Origin of the sequence: Clostridium cylindrosporum DSM 605 (assembly GCF_001047375.1) — a bacterium.
GTDB lineage: Bacteria > Bacillota > Clostridia > Clostridiales > Caloramatoraceae > Clostridium_AB > Clostridium_AB cylindrosporum.
Genome location: NZ_LFVU01000003.1, coordinates 70,177 through 91,455, shown reverse-complemented (window position 1 = coordinate 91,455; position 21,279 = coordinate 70,177). Strand labels below are relative to the sequence as shown.

Below are 21,279 nucleotides of genomic sequence, written 5' to 3'. Positions count from 1 at the left end.
GATATAATATTTTTATACATAGTGTAAAAATTATAAAAAGTATCCATAATATAATTATGGTACTTTCCGTGCTGATGAAAGGAGGCTGCTTAATGCACCAAATATTTGAAACTACTTTTAAAGATAGAAAACTTAAAGCAGAAGTAGGTAAATATGCGCTATTATCTAATGGCTCAGTTCTTATAAGCTATGGAGATACATATTTACTTGTAAATGCAAACTCAACAGCAAAACCTAAGGATGGGATAGACTTTTTCCCACTAAGTGTAGATTATGAAGAAAGATTATATTCAGTAGGAAAAATCCCAGGAGGATTTATAAAGCGTGAAGGTAGACCTACAGAAAAGGCTATACTTTCAGCAAGAGCAATCGATAGACCTATTAGACCACTTTTCCCTAAGGGATATTTTAATGATGTTCAAGTGGTGTGTACTGTTTTATCAGTAGATTCTGACAATTCTCCAGAAATACTTGCTATAAATGGAGCTTCACTTGCACTTTCAATATCCGATATACCTTTCCAAGGGCCACTAGGTGCAGTTCTTGTTGGTAGAGTAGATGGGAAGCTTATTATTAACCCTACTTTAGAACAAAGAGAAAAAAGTGATCTTCGTCTAACTGTTTGTGCTACTAAGGAAAGAGTTATGATGATTGAAGCTGATGGGGATGAAATTCCAGAGGATATAATGTACGAAGCTATTATGCTTGGATTTGAAGCATGTAAGGAATCAGTAGCATTCCAAGAAGAAGTTATATCTAAGGTTGGAAAAGAAAAAGTTGTTCCAGAACTTTACAAGGTTCCAGAAGAAATTGAAACTGCAGTTACAGATTTTGCTTATGATGAACTTTGGGAAGCTATGAAGTGTACAAATAAAGAAGAAAGACAAGAGAAAGTAGATATACTTAAGGATAAAGTCTTCTCACACTTTGAAGAGATATTCCCTGAAAAAGAAAAAGACATTGATAATGTAATATATAACATGCAAAAAAAGCAAGTTAGAAAAATGGTTCTTGATGAAAAAACAAGACCTGATGGAAGAAATTTTGATGAGATAAGAGAACTTACAAGTGATGTATCAATTCTTCCAAGAACACATGGTTCAGGGGTATTCCAAAGAGGTCAAACTCAAGTACTTACAGTTGCAACTCTTGGTGCTCTAGGAGATGTTCAAGTACTTGACGGGCTTAGCGAAGAAGAATCAAAGAGATATATGCATCACTACAATTTCCCTCCATATAGTGTTGGAGAAGTTAGATTCTTAAGAGGACCAGGAAGACGTGAGATTGGGCACGGAGCACTTGCAGAAAAGGCACTTGAACCTGTGATTCCAGATGAAAATGAGTTCCCATATACAGTAAGGCTTGTATCTGAGGTTATAAGTTCAAATGGGTCAACTTCACAGGCGAGCGTTTGTGCAAGCACACTTGCACTAATGGATGCAGGAGTTCCTATTAAGAGACCTGTTGCAGGTATAGCTATGGGACTTGTAACTAATGATGATGCTAGTGAATTTGAAGTTTTAACTGATATCCAAGGTATTGAAGATTTCTTTGGAGATATGGACTTTAAGGTTGCAGGAACAGAAAAAGGTATAACAGCTATTCAAGTTGATACTAAGATTAAGGGTATCCCTGAGGATATTATAAAGGAAACAGTTGAAAAAGCTAGAATTGCAAGAATGAAAATTCTTGAAAATATGCTAGCTACTATTCCAACTCCTAAGAATGATCTTTCACCATATGCGCCAAGAATACTTTCTATGAATATACATCCTGATAAGATTCGTGATGTTATAGGACCAGGTGGAAAGACTATAAATAAGATTATAGCAGAAACAGGAGTTAAAATTGACATCGAGGATGACGGAAGACTATTTATCTGTGCTCCAAATACTGAGTCAGGTAATAATGCTAAAACTATAATCGAAGGTATAGTTAAAGAAGTAGAAAAGGGAGAAATTTATCTTGGAAAGGTTAACAGAATTACCGCATTTGGTGCTTTTGTTGAAGTTCTTCCAGGTAAAGAAGGCCTTGTTCATATTTCAAAACTTGCACATGAAAGAGTTAATAAAGTTGAAGATGTAGTTAGTATCGGAGATGAAATTCTTGTTAAAGTTGTAGAAATAGATCAACAAGGAAGAATTAATCTTTCAAGAAAAGATGCTATAAAGAAGGAAACACCTGAAAATACAGAATCAACAGATATAAATGCAGAACCAACAGATACAAAAGAATAATTTCTAAAAGGGCTTATAAAAGCCTTTTTTTTATGTTCTTTTATCAATGTATTATTAATAAAATTAACTGTATAGTAATTTTTATAAAAGGTGTAATATGTTTAAAAAGAAACCAATACTACGAATGATAACTTTTTTAGGGGTAGGAATGCTCTTAATGTTAGGTGTAGGACTTTTATTTAATGGTGATAAGCCAGTATTTAAAAGTAGCATAACCCCCATAGATAAAATTCAAACCGATAAAAAAGTTGTAGCAATTGCATGTAATGTTTATGAAGGGGAGGACCTTCTACCTTCAATGCTTGAAACACTAAAGAAACATGATACTAAAATAAGTTTCTTCATAGGAGGAGTATGGGGTAAAAAGAATATAGAAATGATAAAACAAATGAAGGACTCTGGCCATGATATTCAAAATCATGGATATTATCATAAAAAGCCTACGCAACTTAGCTTAGAAGATAATATAAAGGAAATAAACCTTACTCATGACCTTTTAAAAAGTGAACTTGGAATTGAAACTACAATATTTGAACCCCCATATGGAGATTTTGATGAGTATACACAAAAAATTGTAAATCAAGCTAATCATAAGTTAGTAACTTTTAATATTGATACAATTGATTGGAGAGATGATGCATCAACTGATATTATTCTAAAAAGGGTTAATAAGAAGCTTAATCCAGGAGGAATTATTCTTATGCATCCTAAAGAGATTACAGAAAAGTCACTTGACTCTATTATTTCATACATAAAATCACAAGGCTATGAAATAATAACTGTTAATGAGATATTAAATATTACAGAATAGTTTTTATTGATTTAACAAGTTATATAATCTATAATCGATTTATGTAATAACGACTTAGGAGGTACTTTATGTACAAAAGATACACACTAAATAACGGACTTAAAGTTATTTATGAACATATACCATATGTAAAGTCAATAAGCATAGGTGTATGGATAAAAAGCGGCTCAAGGTTTGAGAATCAAAATAACAATGGAATTTCTCACTTTTTAGAACATATGCTTTTTAAAGGAACTAAAAATAGGACTTCAAAGCAAATATCAGAGGAAATAGAATCACTTGGTGGTCAATTAAATGCCTTTACATCTAGAGAATCTACTTGTTATTATGTAAAACTGTTAGACACACATTTTGATACTGGAATTGATGTTTTATCTGATATGGTTATTAACCCTAGCTTTTTAGAAGAGGAAATAGAAAAAGAAAAATCTGTTATACTAGAAGAAATAAGTATGTATGAGGATCTTCCTGAGGACCTAATTTCAGATATTCAATTTAAAGCTTTATGGGGAGACAATACCTTATCCTATCCTATTCTTGGAACATATGATACTGTCTCAAGTTTTTCAAGAGATATAATAATTGATTATTATTCAAAAAAGTATACTCCTACTAATACAGTTATATCAGTTGTAGGAAACTTTGAAGAAGATAAATTGATTAGTGAAATTGAAAAAAGATTTTCATCATGGGAAAATAATAACGGATATAAAATAACAGAAGACTCTCCAGTAGCTCAAGGTGGCTTCCTGGTTAAAAATAAACCTATTGAACAGGTTCATGTAGCCTTAACTTTAAAAGGCCTTGAATCCGGAGATAAAGGCCTATATAGTTTGCTTGCAATTAATAATTACTTTGGAAGCGGCACTAGTTCTAAGCTTTTCCAAAGGATAAGAGAAGATAAGGGATACGTTTATAGTATATATTCATATCCATCATCTTATAAAAATACAGGAATGTTTAGTATATACTTTGCATGTAACCCATCATGTGTAGAGGACGCAATTCGTCTTGTAAAAGAAGAAATCTCTAATATATATACAGAAAAGATTTCATCAAGTGAAATAGAGAAAATTAAAGAACAACTAAAGGGAAGTTATATATTAGGTCTTGAGGGTGTATCTAATATAATGTTTGGTATAGGAAAAGCTGAACTAATCCTTGGAAGAGTACTTACTACAGATGAGGCAATGGAGAAAATTGATTCAATTACTAAGGACGATATTGATGAAGTTATAGATTATATCTTTAAAGATGGAATTATATCTGCAGTAGCTGTTGGACGTGATATAGCAGAAAATGACCTAATAAAATATGTTAATGGGAATTAATTATACTAAGGAGGTATGGCTAAGCTAAATAGCCAAAATGTTTATGAAACTTTTCATTAAAAGATTACAAAATGATATTCCCCTACCTAAATACATGACAAGTGGAGCAGCAGGTATGGATCTTTATGCTGCTGTTAATGAAGATACGGTATTGAAAAAAGGGGAAATAAAACTTATCCCAACAGGAATAGCGATATCTATAGATTCAGGTTATGAAGCACAAATCAGACCAAGAAGTGGCCTTGCTATTAAACATGGAATAAGTCTAGTTAATACCCCAGGAACAATCGATAGTGACTATAGGGGGGAAATTAATCTTATTATGATTAATTTTGGAGCTAGAGATTTTATAATCAAAAGAGGAGATAGAATTGCTCAAATGGTTATAAATAAAATTGAAACTCCAACTATTGTAGAAGTAGAAGTATTAGATGAAACATCAAGAGCAACAGGTGGTTTTGGATCAACAGGTCTATAACCACCTGTTTTTTAATATACATAATAATAATTAATAAAAACTTTAAAAGAGGTGTTTCAAATGAGTAAAAGACTATCAGAAATTATGAATCTTGAAATAATAAATATTTATAACGGAGAAAAATATGGTTATATTGGAGAATGTGAAATAGTTTTTTCCAGAGATAATGGAGAGCTTTTAGGTATAGAAGCATATGAGTCTAAAACATCTTTATTTTCATTTAAAGATTCAGGAGGCCTTTTTATGCCATGGAGTTCTAAAATGAAAGTTTGCGATAAAACATTAATTTTTGATTATAAAGTTTAAAGTTTTTTTCACACTCTTTTTATATAGGTATAATATATAATATGTAGCAATATTTGTAGTAATTAAGGAGGAGTAGTATGAATATACTAGTTCAAAAATTTGGAGGTACCTCCGTTGCAACTGAAGAAAACAGAGAACTTGTTGCAAATAAAATACAAGAAGCTAAAAATAATGGATACTTACCAGTAGTTGTTGTATCAGCTATAGGAAGGAAAGGTGCTCCATATGCAACAGATACTTTATTATCTTTAATAAACTCAAAAACTTCAAATGTTCAAAGAGAAGAAAAAGACTTGATGATGTGTTGTGGAGAAATCATCTCGGCAGTTGTACTTTCAGAGGTGCTTTCTAAAAGAAAAATAGAAACTAGGGTTCTTACTGGTGGACAAGCAGGAATATTAACAGATAATAATTTCGGTAATGCTGAAATTTTGAAAGTAGATCCTATAAAAATATATGATTTATTACTTGAGGGAATCGTACCAATTGTTACTGGTTTTCAAGGAGTTACAATTAATAACGAGTTCACAACTATTGGTAGAGGAGGCAGCGATACCTCTGCTACAGTACTTGCTGAGGCTTTAAAGGCTACAGCTGTAGAAATATACACCGATGTTGATGGAATAATGACTGCAGATCCTAAAATAGTAAGTGAAGCTAAGGTTATTGATAGCATTAGTTATAGTGAAGTATTTCAGTTAGCAGACCATGGCGCTAAAGTAATTCATCCTAGAGCTGTAGCATATGCTCTAAGAGGAAATATACCGATATATATTAAAAATACAATGACAAATGCAAAGGGTACTGAAATTTCATCAAAGGAAGAAATAAAATCTAATCATATTATTGCTGGTGTTACACATATGCCGAATAGAACACAAATAAGCATAAGATTTAATGAAGCAGTCGATAATTCTAATGACTTATTTTGTATTCTTGCAAAGGAAGGCATAAGCATAGATCTTATAAATGTATTTCCTCAATATAAGGCATTTACAATAGATGACAATGATACTGAAAAAGTTGAAAAGATTTTAAAATCTAATGGTTATGAAGCTTCTATTATAAGGAATTGTAGTAAGGTCTCTTTAATTGGAAGTGGAATGAAAGGAATTCCAGGAGTAATGTCTAAAATTCTTAAAGCACTTAATAGTGAAGATGTAAGTGTACTTCAAACTGCAGACTCCCATATGACAATATGGTGCCTAGTAAATGGAAATGATACTAATAAAGCAATTAATATTCTTCATAAAATATTTAATCTTCAAAAATAGTATGTATTAATAAAAAGGTTAAGGGAAAACGTAGATTTCTACTAATTCTCTTAACCTTTTTAGCATATTATTTTAATTTTGAAAGAAACTAATAGTACTAAAAATATAATGAGGTGAAAATATTGATAATTAATAATTTAGATAATAACAATTTCAATAATGCAGAACCAACTGTTCCAAGTGTTAATCCAGTAAGTCAAAATCCAGAACTTGAAAACTTAAAGGAGCTTGGAGGTACTACTATTCCATCTGGCTCTGAGGAGATCTTTACTATAAATATTATAGGACAAATTGAGGGACACAACATACTTCCACCTCAAAGTAAAGCAACCAGATATGAACACGTAATTCCTCAGCTTATAGCTGTAGAACAAAACCCAACTATAAAAGGAGTACTTGTTGTACTTAACACAGTTGGTGGAGATGTAGAGGCTGGTCTTGCAATTGCAGAGATGTTAAATAGTATCACTAAACCTTCTGTATCACTTGTAATAGGAGGAAGTCATAGCATTGGAGTCCCACTTGCTGTATCAACTGACTATTCCTACATATCTCCGACAGCAACAATGATTATTCATCCAGTTAGAATGAATGGTCTTGTAATAGGCGCTCCTCAAACATTTGAGTATTTTAACAAAATGCAGGATAGAATATCTAATTTTATAACTAGAAACTCTCAAATCTCACCTGATAAATTAAGATGCCTAATGATGCAAACCGACGAGCTTATGAATGATATGGGAACTATTTTAATAGGTCACCAAGCTACTGAAATCGGCCTTATAAAGGAAGTTGGAGGAATCGGAGAAGCATTAAGTAAACTTAAACAACTAATAGATGAAAAAAAAGAGGTATAAACTTTTTAAAAACTTTGTTAATATATTAAATATATTAACAAAGTTTTTAGGTCTTTTTGATAAAATATTAAGGTTATGATATAATTCATTTGCTTTAAAGGAAAAACCATACCAACTGAAGAATTAATCATAAAGGTGGTGATATATTTGCCAAAAAAAGTTAAAAAGCAGAGGAACACTTCTTCGAAAGAATCTAATAGGTTTAAAACCGAAATCTATGGATTATTCTTGCTTGCATTTTCTATACTTGTAGGCTTTAGTATATATATAAAACCATCTGGATTAATAGGTATTTGGATACGCAACTTCTTCTTTGCCTTATTCGGTATAGGAACATACTTAATTCCTATAATCATGCTTATTGCATCTGTGGTATTTATTGCTAATAAAGGCCATATAGAAATTGAAAGAAAGCTAGTAGCAATTCTTGTTTTTATATTTAATATAATATCTATGATACATATTGGATACTCAGTATCAAGTGGAGAAAAGAGATTTTCATCAAAGTTAATTTTGGCGGCAGAACATGGTATGGAGAAAAAAGGTGGTGGAATTTCTTGTGAAATTATAATATCTCCACTTATATATATGTTTGGTAAAGTAGGGGCATATATTATACTTATTTGTATTGGAATTGTACTTGCTATTATTATAACAGAGGTATCACTTACAGATCTTTTTAAATCAATAGCCCAAAAGGTTTCAATTGGAGTAAAACAAAGATTAAATGACTTAAAGTTGAAAAATAATTTTAATAATCAAGAAAATAATACTTCCTTAGAACCTAAAGACCTTAAAGAAGAAAAACCTCAAAACTTAGTTAAGAATGCTAATTTTGATCCACGCAATATAAAAATATTTGATTCACTTGAGGATTTGGAGTCTACAGTGCAAAGTAGTATTCCACCTGATATTACATCAACAGTTAAAAATCAAGGGATGTCAAGCTTAGCTTCCTCTGAAATAAGAAAAGAATCAGCAGCAACAAGTATAGAGGTAGATTATAAAGAAGAGAAAGAATATATTTTTCCTGATATAAAACTTTTATATCAGTCTAAAGTGACGTCTAATAAAGATGATAAGAAATATTTATTAGAAAATGCAAAAATGCTTGAGGATACACTCCAAAGTTTTAATGTAGATGCAAAGGTTGTTCAAGTTAGACGTGGCCCATCTGTAACAAGATACGAACTTCACCCAAGCCCAGGTGTAAAGGTTAGTAAAATAGTAAATCTATCCGATGACCTGGCACTAAGCCTTGCAACATCATCAGTAAGAATTGAAGCTCCTATACCTGGTAAAGCAGCCGTGGGAATAGAGGTTCCTAATAGTGAGGTTTCTCCCGTATCACTTAGAGAAGTTATAGAATCACACGAATTTACTGAGTTTGGTTCTAACTTATCATTTGCACTAGGTAAAGATATAACAGGGAAATGCATGGTAACAGATATTGGTAAAATGCCTCACTTACTTATTGCAGGTGCTACAGGGTCTGGTAAAAGTGTTTGCATAAACACTCTTATAACCAGTCTTATTTATAAGTCATCTCCAGATGATGTAAAAATGATAATGATAGACCCGAAGGTTGTTGAATTATCAATTTATAATGGGATACCCCATCTTTTAATACCCGTAGTTACTGACCCTAAAAAAGCGGCCTCTGCACTTTATTGGGCTGTAAATGAAATGACAGATAGATATAAAATTTTCGCTGAAAATAATGTTAGAAATATTGATGGATATAATAATCTAGTAAAAACAAAATCTATTGGCAAAAAGATGCCTAAAATAGTTATAATTATAGATGAGCTTGCAGACCTTATGATGGTTTCACCAAGCGATGTTGAAGATTCTATTTGTAGACTATCACAAATGGCAAGAGCTGCAGGTCTACACCTGGTTATTGCAACTCAAAGACCTTCTGTTGATGTTATTACTGGAGTTATCAAGGCTAATATTCCATCAAGAATATCATTTGCTGTATCTAGCCAAACTGACTCAAGAACAATTCTTGATATGGGAGGTGCAGAAAAACTTCTTGGTAGAGGAGATATGTTATTTCTTCCTATTGGCGAAAATAAACCTATAAGAGTTCAAGGTGCCTTTATCTCAGAGGAAGAAGTAGAATCTATTGTAGAGTTTCTAAAGGAATCTTCAAGCGTAGAATACAGTAGTAAAGCTATTGAAGAGATTGAAAAGGCAAAACCAGATGCTGAACTGTCATGTGATGAAGATGATGTTCTTTTAAGTGAAGCAATTAAAATAGCAGTAGATTATGGTCAAGCATCTGCTTCTATGCTACAAAGAAGACTTAGAATAGGATTTAATAGGGCAGCGAGACTTATTGAAGTTATGGAGAGCAAGGGGATAGTTGGTCCCCAAGATGGAAGTAAACCTCGTCAGGTTTTAATTAGTAAAGAAGATGCATCAAACTTATAATAATTAAGTTACTTCTTATTGTCCAACAAACTCAAATTTGATATCATTTAAATTAGATGTATTGTCAATAATGGATGTGCTTTGTAAGTATATATATTAATACGTAAAAACAAGTAAATTTAAGCAAACTATAAATAATTAATGAAATTGCATATATTTCCATAGAAATAATAATTAGGAGGACTTGACATGACTTATAATGTAGGAATGGTATCATTAGGATGCGATAAAAATAGAGTTGACGCAGAAATTATGCTGTCTATACTTTCTAGAGAAGGATATAACTTAGTTACAGACCCAAAAACAGCAGATGTTATTATAGTAAATACATGTGGGTTTATTGAATCAGCAAAGGAAGAGTCAATAAACACTATTCTTGAAATGTCAGAAAATAAAGAATTAGGTAAATGTAAATCTGTAATTGTTACAGGATGTATGGCAGAAAGATATAAAAACGAGCTTATGTCTGAAATGCCAGAAATTGACGCTATAATTGGAACAGGGACTTATAGACAAATAGCTGAAATTGTGAAGAAAACTCTAAGTGGAGAAACTGGTATAATAAATACTGGAGAAATTAACTACGATTTAGACTATGAGAAAAGAATATTATCAACACCTTCACATTACGGATATGTAAAAATAGCTGAAGGATGTAACAATAACTGTAGTTATTGTATTATTCCAAAATTACGTGGTAGGTTCAGAAGTAGAAGTATGGAAAGCATTGTTAAAGAAGTTAATGACATCGTAGATCAAGGAGTAAAAGAGATTATACTAGTTGCTCAAGATACTACTAAATATGGTATTGACATTTATGGTGAAAAGAGACTTCCTAAACTTATAGCTGAGCTTGAAAAAATAGAGAATCTTAAATGGATACGTATTATGTACAGCTATCCTGAGGATGTAACTGATGAACTTATTGATACTATAGCAAACAGCCCTAAAGCTTGTAAATACTTTGATATTCCTATACAACATATTAGTGATAATGTTCTTAAATCTATGAGAAGAACAACTTCAAAAGAAGAAATTCTAAATCTAATAACAAAGATTAAAACTAGGATTCCAAATGCTATTATTAGAACATCATTAATTGTAGGATTCCCTGGTGAAACAAAAGATGACTTTGAAGAACTTAGAAGCTTCATAAAAATGAATCTTTTAGATAGAGTAGGTATATTTACTTATTCACCTGAAGAAGGAACAGTTGCAGCAAATCTTGAAAATCAAATAGAGGAAAACATAAAGGAATCTAGAAAGAATACATTAATGCAACTTCAATCTTCAAATTCATTAGAAAATAACAAAAAACTAATAGGAGAGGTTTTTGAAGTACTAATTGAAGGAAAAAGTGATAATAATCAATACTATGGAAGAACATATCAGGATGCTCCTGGTATCGATCAAAATATATATGTTAATTCTGAAAGTAAGTTGAAGCTAGGGGACTTCGTAAATGTAGAAGTTAAAAAGGCCTATACTTACGACCTAATAGGAGATGTTTATAATGAATCTAGCAAATAAAATTACAGCACTTAGAATACTTTTAATACCTTTATTTCTATACTTTGTATATACGGATTTAAAGTACCATATTTTAATTGCAACAATAATATTTGTTTTTGCAGCATTAACAGATAGTTTAGATGGATATATAGCTAGAAGTAGAAACCAAGTTACTAAGTTCGGTAAATTCATAGATCCTCTAGCTGATAAATTAATGATTACAGCTGCATTACTCTCTTTAGTTGAACTTGAAAGAATCGAAGGTTGGATTGTTATGGTCATTATTGCCAGAGAGCTGATAATCACAGGTCTTCGTGCGGTTGCAGCATCAGACGGTGTTGTTATTGCAGCTAGTATGTGGGGAAAGGTAAAAACTGTTACACAAATAGTAGCTGTTGTATCCGCACTACTTGCTATTCCATATTACAATATATTTGTTATCATAGCCTTAATATCAACAATTTTATCAGGAGTGGATTATATATATAAAAATAGAAAAATACTTAACGCTGATAAATAACAGTTACCCCTATATTTGATATAGGGGTAACTGCATATATGTGGAAGTTAGGGATATACTCACTAATGACTTGTAAATATTTGAAAATACCTTTGACAGTTTATAAAAGTCATATTATAATATAGTTAGAACCTTTGTTCGATAACCATGAAAGGATTTGATTAGATGAACGCTGAAAAACAAAAAGCTCTTGAGTTGGCACTTGGACAAATAGAAAAACAATTCGGTAAGGGGTCAATTATGAAACTTGGTCAAGATTCAAAACTAAATCTTGAAGCAATTTCAACAGGCTCTCTAGACCTTGATATAGCACTTGGAATCGGTGGAGTTCCTAAGGGAAGAATCGTAGAAATATATGGACCTGAAAGTTCAGGTAAAACAACTGTAGCTTTACATATAGTTGCCGAGACACAAAAATCAGGTGGAACCGCTGCCTTTGTAGATGCTGAACATGCCCTTGACCCACAATACGCAAGAAACCTTGGAGTTGACACTGAAAACCTAATAGTTTCTCAACCTGATACAGGAGAGCAAGCACTAGAAATCGCTGAAGCCCTAGTAAGAAGTAATGCTGTAGATGTAATAGTTATTGACTCTGTAGCAGCACTTGTACCTAAGGCAGAAATTGAAGGAGAAATGGGAGACTCCCATGTAGGGCTACAAGCTAGACTTATGTCACAAGCACTTAGAAAACTTGCAGGTGCTATAAATAAATCTAACTGTGTTGCTATATTTATTAATCAGCTTAGAGAAAAAGTTGGTATTATGTTTGGAAATCCAGAAACTACTTCAGGGGGTAGAGCTCTTAAATTCTACTCATCAGTTAGACTTGATGTTAGAAGAATTGACTCTATAAAACAAGGTGAAGCTATTGTTGGTAATAGAACTAGAGTAAAGGTAGTTAAAAACAAAGTTGCTCCACCATTTAAAATAGCTGAGTTTGATATTATGTACGGTGAAGGTATTTCAAAGGTTGGTAATATACTAGATGTTGGTGTTTCTAATGAAATAGTACAAAAAAGTGGAGCTTGGTTCTCCTATAATGATCAAAAACTTGGTCAGGGAAGAGAGAACTCAAAATCTTTCCTAAAGGAAAATCCTAACCTAGCTTTGGAAATTGAAACAAAAATCAGACAAAAGTATTCTCTTCCAGTTTCAGATATACCAGTATCAGCTTCAACAGACCCTAAAATAAACGATAATAAACTAAAAACAGAAAGTTAATAACTTTAAAATAAATTAAGCATCCAAATGGGATGCTTAATTTTGTTTAATACTTTAATGGAGACTTTATATGAAGATTTTAAATATAAATAAAAATAAATGGAAAGATGATTATACACTTGAATTAGATAATGGAGAAACATATATAATCTCTTTAGAACAGATTGTTAAATATAAACTAAAAGAAGGTAAAGAAATTGAATATGACAACTTAAAAGAAATACTTTATGAAGAAAATGAAAAGCAAGCATTTAATAAAGCATTAGATATTATATCTCTTAGGGACAATACCTCCTTTGAAATAAAATCTAAGTTATCAATTAAAGGATATGATAGTGAAGTCATCGAAAAAGTTTTGCAAAAACTATTAGATTATAATTTTATAAATGATGAAAAATACGCTAATAACTATTTAGCCAATGCTATAAAGAATAAAAAGTATGGTAAAAACAAAGTAATAAGTATATTAAAGCAAAAGGGGATATCCTCTAACATATTAAGTAAGTTAGATTTTGATGAAAATAATGAACTTGAAACGGCTAGACTTTTATGTGAAAAAAAGCTTAGAACATTAAAAGAAGATGATAAGAAAAAAGAAAAGATATATAGATTTCTTTTATCTAGAGGATATACTCATAGCATAGCTTTAAAGATAATTCAAAGCCTATAGCTTCTTAAAATAAAATGGAAAAATATAGGGGCCTATTTACTCTCCTAAACTTGACATAAATTTAATATTATAATAAAATAAATACAAATAATGGTTTAGCTATGTTTAAATCCATTATTTTATGCTTCTAAACAAACAAAAACGAGTTTCTGTAATCCAGGTATTTTCTGCTTAATTAGGGGAGGTGTTTTTTATTCCTACAGCAGCAACGTTGTTAATGATATCTGGTGGAATTATTATAGGCCTTATAATTGGATACATAATCAGAAAGAATATCGCAGAGGGTAAACTTCATAATGCAGAAGAAACTGCAAAACGAATAGTATCTGATGCTGAAAAAGAGGCTGATTCAAAGAAAAAGGAAGCTATAATTGAAGCCAAAGAAGAAGTTCATAAACTTAGAGTAGAGTATGAAAAGGAAGTTCGTGAAAGAAGAAATGAACTTCAAAGAATGGAAAGAAGATTGATTCAAAGAGAGGAATCTCTAGATAAAAAAGTTGAATCTTTAGAACAAAGAGAAGATAATTTATCAAAAAAGCAGACAGAAGTTCAAAAGCTACAAGAAGAGGTAGACGGGATTTATAAAAAGCAAGTTGAAGAATTAGAGAAGCTTGCTGGACTTACTGTAGATGAAGCAAAGCAAATACTTCTAAGCAATGTTGAGAAAGAAGTAAGACACGAAGTAGCCATAATGATTAAGGAAATTGAAACTAAAGCACGTGAAGAAGCTGATAAAAAAGCTCGTGAGGTTATTACCTGTGCGATACAAAGATGTGCAGCTGATCATGTTGCTGAAACTACAGTTTCAGTTGTTGCTCTTCCAAATGATGAGATGAAAGGAAGAATCATTGGTCGTGAAGGAAGAAACATACGCACACTTGAAACACTAACAGGAATAGATCTTATAATAGATGATACTCCTGAAGCTGTAATTCTATCAGGATTCGATCCAATAAGAAGAGAAGTTGCAAGAATTGCACTTGAAAAGCTTATAGCAGATGGAAGAATTCATCCAGCTAGAATTGAAGAAATGGTAGAAAAAGCTAAAAGAGAAGTTGACAATGAGATTAGAGAACAAGGTGAACAAGCAACCTTTGAAACTGGTGTTCATGGACTTCATTCAGAACTTATAAGATTATTAGGTAGACTTAAGTATAGAACAAGTTATGGTCAAAACGTGTTAAATCACTCAATTGAAGTATCAAATCTTGCAGGTTTAATGGCCGCTGAACTTGGTGCAGATGTAACTCTTGCTAAAAGAGCAGGACTACTACATGACATTGGAAAGGCTGTTGATCACGAAGTAGAAGGACCGCATGCACTTATTGGTAGTGATTTAGTTAAGAAATATGGTGAATCACCTGCTATTATTCATGCAATTGCTGCGCATCATGCAGATGTTGAACCTCAAACAATTGAAGCTATTTTAGTTCAAGCAGCTGATGCTATTTCAGCAGCTAGACCTGGAGCTCGACGTGAAACTCTTGAAGCATATATTAAGAGATTACAAAAACTTGAAGAAATTGCTGATTCATTTGACGGTGTAGAAAAGTCATATGCTATTCAGGCAGGACGTGAAGTAAGAATAATGGTTAAGCCAGAACAAATTTCGGATTTAGAGGCTATGCAAATGGCTAGGGATATTGTTAAAAGAATTGAGAATGAACTTGAATATCCTGGACAAATTAAAGTTAACTTAATTAGAGAAGTTAGAGCAATAGAATACGCGAAGTAGATAACAAACGGGACTTATGTCCCGTTTTTATATTATATGTAGTTTTTATGATAATATTTATATTAATTGCTTAAATAATTACAATTTACCTAGGGGAGAGATAATCTTCCCTTTTTTTAATAAATTCTTAAAAAAATATTGACATGAATAGTAAATTACGTGCAAAATAGAATATGATATTAATTCAGTTATTATATCCTAAATCTTTTGAAAAAACTAATATAGTAGACACTAACTACTAATAATGATATATTTAATTTAAAATATGGAAAAGTGGTGATTTTATGATTAATTATGATATGCACGTTCACTCCACTTACTCTGATGGCACACTTTCCTTAAGAGAGATAATAGACACTTGTAAGGAAAATTCTCTTAAAGGAGTAGCGATAACAGACCATGATACAGTTGCTGCGTTTAGTGATGAAGCCTTTATAAATGAGAAAGAAATTGATATTATACCAGGAATCGAACTTAGTACCATATATGATGGACGCGAAATCCATATACTTGGTTATTATATTGACTATAATAATATAAAACTTCTTGAAACACTTGATAAAATTAGAAACTTTAGATTTAATAGAACAGAAATGATTATATCAAAGCTAAACAGCCTAGGATATGATATTAGTATTGAAGACATTTCGGGTCATGTTGATAAGTCATCTTCGCTTGGAAGACCTCATATTGCAAGATGTTTAGTAGAAAAAGGTTATTTCAAGGATACACAGGAAGTTTTTGATAAAATTTTAGGAAATGGTAAACCTGCGTGTGTAGACAGATATAAGATTCATCCTAAGGACGGTATAAATCTTATAAAGGAGGCAGGGGGAATCCCTGTTTTGGCACATGCATTTGTTAGTAAAAATAGCTTAACTAGTTCTGACTTTAAGGAACTTATGGAAGATATGATAAGGTATGGAGTGATAGGAATTGAAGTATATCATTCACTTCACTCTAAAGTGCAAGAGGGCACACTTCTTAACTATGCGATTAAACATAACCTTTTAATTACCGGTGGAAGTGACTGTCATGAGAAGCTAGATTCTCATGGAAACCTCATATTAGGTAGCAAAGGTATAGACACAGAAAATATCATTAAACTCAAATCTGCGAGGTAAAAACTATGTCAAAGGGGACAGATAGAAATAGACAACTGCCAAACAAGGTAAATACTACGACTCTTGTAAAGATATTCATACTACACTTTCTATCAGAAAAGTCTTGTTATGGTAATGAATTAATAGATGGTATAGAACAAAATCTTAACTATCTTTGGAAGCCAAGTCCTGGAATGATATATCCTCTTCTAAGAAATATGGAAGAAGATATGTTAATTGAAGGTTGGTGGTTAGAACCTGATAAAAAAACAAAACGAAATTATAAAATTACAGAGACTGGACTAAAGCATTATGAAAGGCTAAAATTAATTTACAAGCCACAGCTTGAGGAGTCTCTTACAATTATACAAAACACTTTAAAAATAATATATTAATGTATTTGGAGGTTTGGCTTTATTATGGAACTATCAAGAAGAGCAAAGGACATTTCAGCATCAGTAACTCTAGCTATAACAGCAAAAGCTAAGAAGTTAAAGTCTGAAGGGGTAGATATTATTAGTTTTGGAGCAGGGGAACCAGATTTTGATACTCCAGCTAACATATTAAAGGCAGCAGAAGATGCTCTTAAGCAAGGTTTAACTAGATATACAGCTGCATCAGGTATATCAGAACTTAAAGCAGCTATATGCGAAAAACTAAACTCAGATAACAATCTGAGTTATAAAGAAGAACAAATTGTAATTTCTAATGGTGCAAAGCATTCATTATACAATGCTTTATTTGCTATATGTAATGAATCAGATGAAGTTATTGTTCCTCTACCATACTGGGTAAGTTATCCAGAACTTGTTAAATTAGTTGGAGCTAAACCTGTATTTGTTGAAACTCCTGAAGAAAATGACTTTAAGTATATAATATCAGAACTTAAAGCAGCTATTACAAACAAAACTAAGGCTATTATTCTTAACAGCCCTAATAACCCAACAGGTGCAGTATATAGTGAAGAAGAATTAAAAGAAATAGCAAAAATGGCAATAGAAAATGATATATTTATAATTTCAGATGAAATATACGAAAAACTTGTTTACAATGATACAAAGCACATAAGCATAGCTTCTCTTTCAGATGAAATTAAAGAAAGAACAATAGTAGTTAATGGAGTATCTAAGGCTTATGCTATGACAGGCTGGAGAATAGGATATACAGCTTCTAATTCAGAAGTTTCAAAAATAATGTCAAATTTCCAAAGCCATGCTACATCAAACCCTAATTCAATAGCACAATACGCTAGTGTTGAAGCTATAAATGGACCTCAAGAACAAATAGAAGTAATGAGAGTAGAATTCGAAAAGAGAAGAGATTATATGGTTGATAGAGTAAATGCTATTCCAGGTCTTTCATGTAAAAAACCTAAAGGAGCTTTCTATGTTATGGTTAATATAAGTAGCTTCATAGGAAAAACTATAAATGACAAGAAAATTTCTTCTTCTGTAGACTTTTGCGATGCTTTAATAGATGTTGCTAAGGTTGCAGCAATTCCAGGTGCAGGTTTCGGAAGTGATAATTACATTAGGCTTTCATATGCAACTTCTATGAAAAATATAGAAGAAGGTTTAAATAGAATAGAAAACTTTGTTAAGTAGTATAATATAAATAGAGGGGAGGAATTCCCTCTATTTTTCTTTTTAATCATATGATATAATTCGATATAAATATATATTGCGTACTGAATTGAACATTTTACATACTTTTTCAAATAACTTAAGATAAAGGAGAGTGTTATTATGTATAATAAGTATGAAAGTCCATTAATATCTAGATATTCTAGCAAAGAGATGTCTTATCTTTTTTCAGAAGAATATAAAATAAAAAACTGGAGAAAACTTTGGGTTGCACTTGCTGAAGTAGAAAAGGAGCTTGGTCTTAACATCTCTGAAAGTCAAATCAATGAATTAAAAGCAAACATAGATAATATTGATTTTGAATTAGCTAAGAAAAAAGAAAAAGAAACTAGACATGATGTAATGTCTCATGTATATGCATATGGAGCTGTATGTAATGAAGCAAAAGGGATTATACATCTAGGTGCAACAAGTTGCTATGTTGGAGATAATGCAGAAGTAATAGCTATGAAAGAAGCTATGCTACTTGTTAGAAAGAAGCTTATACAAGTTATTAAAAATCTTTCAAACTTTGCACTTAAATACAAATCTCTACCAACACTTGGTTTTACCCACTTTCAAGCTGCACAGCTTACTACAGTTGGAAAGAGAGCAACACTTTGGATTCAAGAACTTTTAATGGACCTTGAAAATCTTAACTTTGCTATAGATAACCTTAAATTATTAGGAGTAAAAGGGACAACAGGAACTCAAGCTAGCTTCTTAAGTTTATTTGATGAAGATCACGAAAAAGTTAAACTTCTTGAGAAAAACATATGCAAGAAAATGGGATTTGAAAATAAATACTTCAAAGTAACAGGGCAAACATATCCAAGAAAACAAGATATGCTAGTTCTTAATTCTTTAAGTAGCATTGCTCAAAGTGCATATAAATTTGGTAATGACATAAGGCTACTCCAAAACCTTAAGGAAGTAGAAGAGCCCTTTGAAAAAAATCAAATAGGTTCATCAGCTATGGCATATAAGCGAAATCCTATGAGAACAGAAAGAATATGTGCCCTTTCTAGATTCGTAATAATTAACTCTCTAAACCCTGCAATTACAGCTTCAACTCAATGGTTTGAAAGAACTTTAGATGATTCAGCTAACAAAAGACTTTCAACCTCAGAAGCCTTTTTAACTTTAGATGCTATACTTAACCTATATATTAATGTTTCATCTAATCTTGTAGTTTATAGTAAGGTAATCGAAAAACATATTTATGATGAATTACCATTTATGGCTACTGAAAACATACTTATGGAAGCAGTTAAAAAAGGCGGGGATAGACAAGAATTACATGAAAAAATAAGAGTATACTCTATGGAATCCGCAAGAGAGGTTAAGGAGTTCGGTAGAGAGAATGATTTAATTGATAGAATATGTAATGATCCTGTATTTAACCTTGAAAAAAATGAGATCCTATCTGTTTTAAAGCCTGAAAACTACATAGGAAGATCAACTGAACAAGTAGAAGAATTTATAGAAGAATGTGTAAGCCCTGCAATATCAGACTTTGAGGAAAGTTCTGAAGTTACAGTTAGTATAGAAGTATAGTTAAATATAAAAGAGCAATAAGGAACAATTGTAATATAATTTCTTATTGCTCTTTTTTCAATATTTTTCTTACACATTTTTAAATAGCCTTTTGACTTATTAGTTAGATATGCCATAATATTCAGTATATAATTAGTATTACTAATATTCTAAATATTTTTACTATATATTAAATACTGAATTATCATAGTATTACAATTAATTATACAGTTTAATTCATACTTTCTAATTATTCTAATGAATATCATTACCACTTATTAATGGAAAAATAGGGTATATTTTAAACATTTTTTACATTAATATTAGTAAATTTGCTGAATAAGGTTGCTTGTTACAATGTATTTTCATTATAATTGTAGTAGTACTATTATATTATAAATACTTGGAGGTAATGATTATGATAGGTTTTATTGGTGCTGGAAATATGGGATTTGCTATTATAAAAGGAATGATTAATAAGGGTATTTCCCCTAAAGATATATGTGTTTATGATAAAAATAAAGATGCTTTAGAAAAACTTAATGCCTTAAATATAGACATATATGATACTGAAATTGAGGTTTCAAAAAAATCAAAATATCTTTTTATTGCAGTTAAACCAAATATATATGACTACATACTAAACAAAATCAACACCTCAATAACCGAAGATACTATTATTATAAGTATTGCCGCAGGATATGAGGTGTCAAGGATTTCAGACATTATAGGTAATAAAAAAATAGTAAGAACAATGCCAAATACACCTGCTTTATGTGGTGAAGGCTTTACAGCAGCCTATTTTAATGAAAATATTAGTGAAAGTGAGAAAAATCAAGTTTTAGAACTTTTAAAAACCTTTGGAAAATGTTGCGTTGTAGAAAAAGAAGAGCTAATAAATTCATATTCAGCTGTTTCGGGAAGTGGTCCTGCCTATGTTTCTATTATAATTGAAGCTATGGCAGATGCAGCTGTTCTTTTAGGTGTTCCAAGATCCGACGCATATATCCTAGCAGAGCAAACAATTCTAGGGACAGCGAAACTTGCACTAGATACAAATCAACATCCTGCTATCTTAAAGGATATGGTTTGTTCACCTGGTGGAACAACAATTGAAGGAGTTAGAACTCTTGAAGAAAAAGGATTTAGAAGTGCTTTAATCGAATGTATAGTAAATACTTATAAAAAAAATATTGATATTAAAAACATTAGATAAGGTAGGATTACTTAATGATTGTAAGAATTATATTTTTTTTACTTGTTATAACTATATATTTACTGTTTCTTTTTTTTCTTATAAAAGATATAGGGCTTAATAATAAAAAAATTTCAAAAAAAACTAAAAAAGCTAAAAAGAACTAAAATAATAACTTTAAAACTTATTTTGGGAAATAATCATTTTGTAAATCCGATGATTATTTCCCAAAATGTCTATGGATATATATATATATTTTTATACCTTAAATATATATATATATAATTGATTAAAGGTATTTTATGGGTAAACTTACCTTTATTAACGTAAATTCAAAATAAACATCTATATTTCTTAAGAAAAAACCTAAAGAAACCTTTAAATTCAAATATATTAGGTTTTTTCTATACAGCAATATAAATACATTAA

18 protein-coding genes are annotated in these 21,279 nt (G+C 31.2%); all 18 read left to right on the top strand.

Annotated elements, in window-relative coordinates; genetic code table 11:
* The first annotated feature begins 92 nt into the window (after positions 1–92).
* Complete coding sequence (locus CLCY_RS01830; RefSeq protein WP_048569436.1) at positions 93–2,237, top strand: polyribonucleotide nucleotidyltransferase; 2,145 nt, start codon at positions 93–95, stop codon at positions 2,235–2,237.
* A gap of 148 nt (positions 2,238–2,385) precedes the next feature.
* Positions 2,386–3,048 carry a polysaccharide deacetylase family protein gene (locus CLCY_RS01825; protein ID WP_048569435.1) on the top strand — a complete coding sequence of 221 codons (663 nt, stop codon included), beginning with the start codon at positions 2,386–2,388 and terminating at the stop codon, positions 3,046–3,048.
* Between the two features lie 68 nt (positions 3,049–3,116).
* The gene (locus tag CLCY_RS01820; protein ID WP_048569434.1) at positions 3,117–4,379 is read left to right on the top strand and encodes a M16 family metallopeptidase; all 1,263 of its coding nucleotides are present in this window, start codon (positions 3,117–3,119) and stop codon (positions 4,377–4,379) included.
* Positions 4,380–4,422: 43 nt separating this feature from the next.
* Positions 4,423–4,857, top strand: a complete 435-nt coding sequence (gene dut, locus CLCY_RS01815; protein ID WP_200899955.1) for a dUTP diphosphatase — start codon at positions 4,423–4,425, stop codon at positions 4,855–4,857.
* A 60-nt stretch (positions 4,858–4,917) separates the two neighbouring features.
* On the top strand, positions 4,918–5,163 hold the full coding sequence (locus CLCY_RS01810) for a PRC-barrel domain-containing protein (protein ID WP_048569432.1): 246 nt from the start codon (positions 4,918–4,920) through the stop codon (positions 5,161–5,163).
* Positions 5,164–5,240: 77 nt separating this feature from the next.
* Complete coding sequence (dapG, locus tag CLCY_RS01805; protein WP_048569431.1) at positions 5,241–6,437, top strand: aspartate kinase; 1,197 nt, start codon at positions 5,241–5,243, stop codon at positions 6,435–6,437.
* Between the two features lie 128 nt (positions 6,438–6,565).
* Positions 6,566–7,294 carry a ClpP family protease gene (locus tag CLCY_RS01800; RefSeq protein ID WP_082141662.1) on the top strand — a complete coding sequence of 243 codons (729 nt, stop codon included), beginning with the start codon at positions 6,566–6,568 and terminating at the stop codon, positions 7,292–7,294.
* A gap of 147 nt (positions 7,295–7,441) precedes the next feature.
* Complete coding sequence (locus CLCY_RS01795; RefSeq protein WP_048569429.1) at positions 7,442–9,733, top strand: FtsK/SpoIIIE family DNA translocase; 2,292 nt, start codon at positions 7,442–7,444, stop codon at positions 9,731–9,733.
* A gap of 189 nt (positions 9,734–9,922) precedes the next feature.
* A complete protein-coding gene (gene rimO, locus CLCY_RS01790) occupies positions 9,923–11,263 on the top strand; it encodes a 30S ribosomal protein S12 methylthiotransferase RimO (RefSeq protein WP_048569428.1) in 1,341 nt (446 codons plus the stop codon).
* A complete protein-coding gene (gene pgsA, locus CLCY_RS01785) occupies positions 11,247–11,765 on the top strand; it encodes a CDP-diacylglycerol--glycerol-3-phosphate 3-phosphatidyltransferase (RefSeq protein ID WP_048569427.1) in 519 nt (172 codons plus the stop codon). Before rimO ends, pgsA begins: the two co-directional genes overlap by 17 nt.
* 165 nt (positions 11,766–11,930) lie before the next feature.
* On the top strand, positions 11,931–12,989 hold the full coding sequence (gene recA, locus CLCY_RS01780; RefSeq protein WP_048569426.1) for a recombinase RecA: 1,059 nt from the start codon (positions 11,931–11,933) through the stop codon (positions 12,987–12,989).
* 70 nt (positions 12,990–13,059) lie between these two features.
* Complete coding sequence (locus CLCY_RS01775) at positions 13,060–13,659, top strand: regulatory protein RecX (RefSeq protein ID WP_048569425.1); 600 nt, start codon at positions 13,060–13,062, stop codon at positions 13,657–13,659.
* Between the two features lie 217 nt (positions 13,660–13,876).
* Positions 13,877–15,394 carry a ribonuclease Y gene (gene rny, locus CLCY_RS01770; RefSeq protein ID WP_048569424.1) on the top strand — a complete coding sequence of 506 codons (1,518 nt, stop codon included), beginning with the start codon at positions 13,877–13,879 and terminating at the stop codon, positions 15,392–15,394.
* A 284-nt stretch (positions 15,395–15,678) separates the two neighbouring features.
* Positions 15,679–16,518, top strand: a complete 840-nt coding sequence (locus tag CLCY_RS01765; protein ID WP_048569423.1) for a PHP domain-containing protein — start codon at positions 15,679–15,681, stop codon at positions 16,516–16,518.
* 5 nt (positions 16,519–16,523) lie between these two features.
* Complete coding sequence (locus CLCY_RS01760; protein ID WP_048569422.1) at positions 16,524–16,892, top strand: PadR family transcriptional regulator; 369 nt, start codon at positions 16,524–16,526, stop codon at positions 16,890–16,892.
* A 24-nt stretch (positions 16,893–16,916) separates the two neighbouring features.
* A complete protein-coding gene (locus CLCY_RS01755; protein WP_048569421.1) occupies positions 16,917–18,101 on the top strand; it encodes a pyridoxal phosphate-dependent aminotransferase in 1,185 nt (394 codons plus the stop codon).
* Positions 18,102–18,242: 141 nt separating this feature from the next.
* Entirely contained in the window at positions 18,243–19,676 is a 1,434-nt protein-coding gene (gene purB / locus CLCY_RS01750) for an adenylosuccinate lyase (protein ID WP_048569420.1), read from the top strand.
* 397 nt (positions 19,677–20,073) lie between these two features.
* On the top strand, positions 20,074–20,871 hold the full coding sequence (proC, locus tag CLCY_RS01745) for a pyrroline-5-carboxylate reductase (protein ID WP_082141656.1): 798 nt from the start codon (positions 20,074–20,076) through the stop codon (positions 20,869–20,871).
* Positions 20,872–21,279 lie beyond the last annotated feature (408 nt).

What these genes read in the sequence shown, in the direction of transcription:
- rimO (WP_048569428.1), top strand. Translation starts at nt 9,923, where the DNA reads ATGACTTATAATGTAGGAATGGTATCATTAGGATGCGATAAAAATAGA.
- CLCY_RS01825 (WP_048569435.1), top strand. Translation starts at nt 2,386, where the DNA reads ATGCTCTTAATGTTAGGTGTAGGACTTTTATTTAATGGTGATAAGCCA.
- CLCY_RS01765 (WP_048569423.1), top strand. Translation starts at nt 15,679, where the DNA reads ATGATTAATTATGATATGCACGTTCACTCCACTTACTCTGATGGCACA.
- pgsA (WP_048569427.1), top strand. Translation starts at nt 11,247, where the DNA reads ATGAATCTAGCAAATAAAATTACAGCACTTAGAATACTTTTAATACCT.
- purB (WP_048569420.1), top strand. Translation starts at nt 18,243, where the DNA reads ATGTATAATAAGTATGAAAGTCCATTAATATCTAGATATTCTAGCAAA.
- CLCY_RS01810 (WP_048569432.1), top strand. Translation starts at nt 4,918, where the DNA reads ATGAGTAAAAGACTATCAGAAATTATGAATCTTGAAATAATAAATATT.
- CLCY_RS01760 (WP_048569422.1), top strand. Translation starts at nt 16,524, where the DNA reads ATGTCAAAGGGGACAGATAGAAATAGACAACTGCCAAACAAGGTAAAT.
- dapG (WP_048569431.1), top strand. Translation starts at nt 5,241, where the DNA reads ATGAATATACTAGTTCAAAAATTTGGAGGTACCTCCGTTGCAACTGAA.
- proC (WP_082141656.1), top strand. Translation starts at nt 20,074, where the DNA reads ATGATAGGTTTTATTGGTGCTGGAAATATGGGATTTGCTATTATAAAA.
- CLCY_RS01755 (WP_048569421.1), top strand. Translation starts at nt 16,917, where the DNA reads ATGGAACTATCAAGAAGAGCAAAGGACATTTCAGCATCAGTAACTCTA.
- CLCY_RS01775 (WP_048569425.1), top strand. Translation starts at nt 13,060, where the DNA reads ATGAAGATTTTAAATATAAATAAAAATAAATGGAAAGATGATTATACA.
- CLCY_RS01830 (WP_048569436.1), top strand. Translation starts at nt 93, where the DNA reads ATGCACCAAATATTTGAAACTACTTTTAAAGATAGAAAACTTAAAGCA.
- rny (WP_048569424.1), top strand. Translation starts at nt 13,877, where the DNA reads ATGATATCTGGTGGAATTATTATAGGCCTTATAATTGGATACATAATC.
- CLCY_RS01820 (WP_048569434.1), top strand. Translation starts at nt 3,117, where the DNA reads ATGTACAAAAGATACACACTAAATAACGGACTTAAAGTTATTTATGAA.
- dut (WP_200899955.1), top strand. Translation starts at nt 4,423, where the DNA reads ATGAAACTTTTCATTAAAAGATTACAAAATGATATTCCCCTACCTAAA.
- recA (WP_048569426.1), top strand. Translation starts at nt 11,931, where the DNA reads ATGAACGCTGAAAAACAAAAAGCTCTTGAGTTGGCACTTGGACAAATA.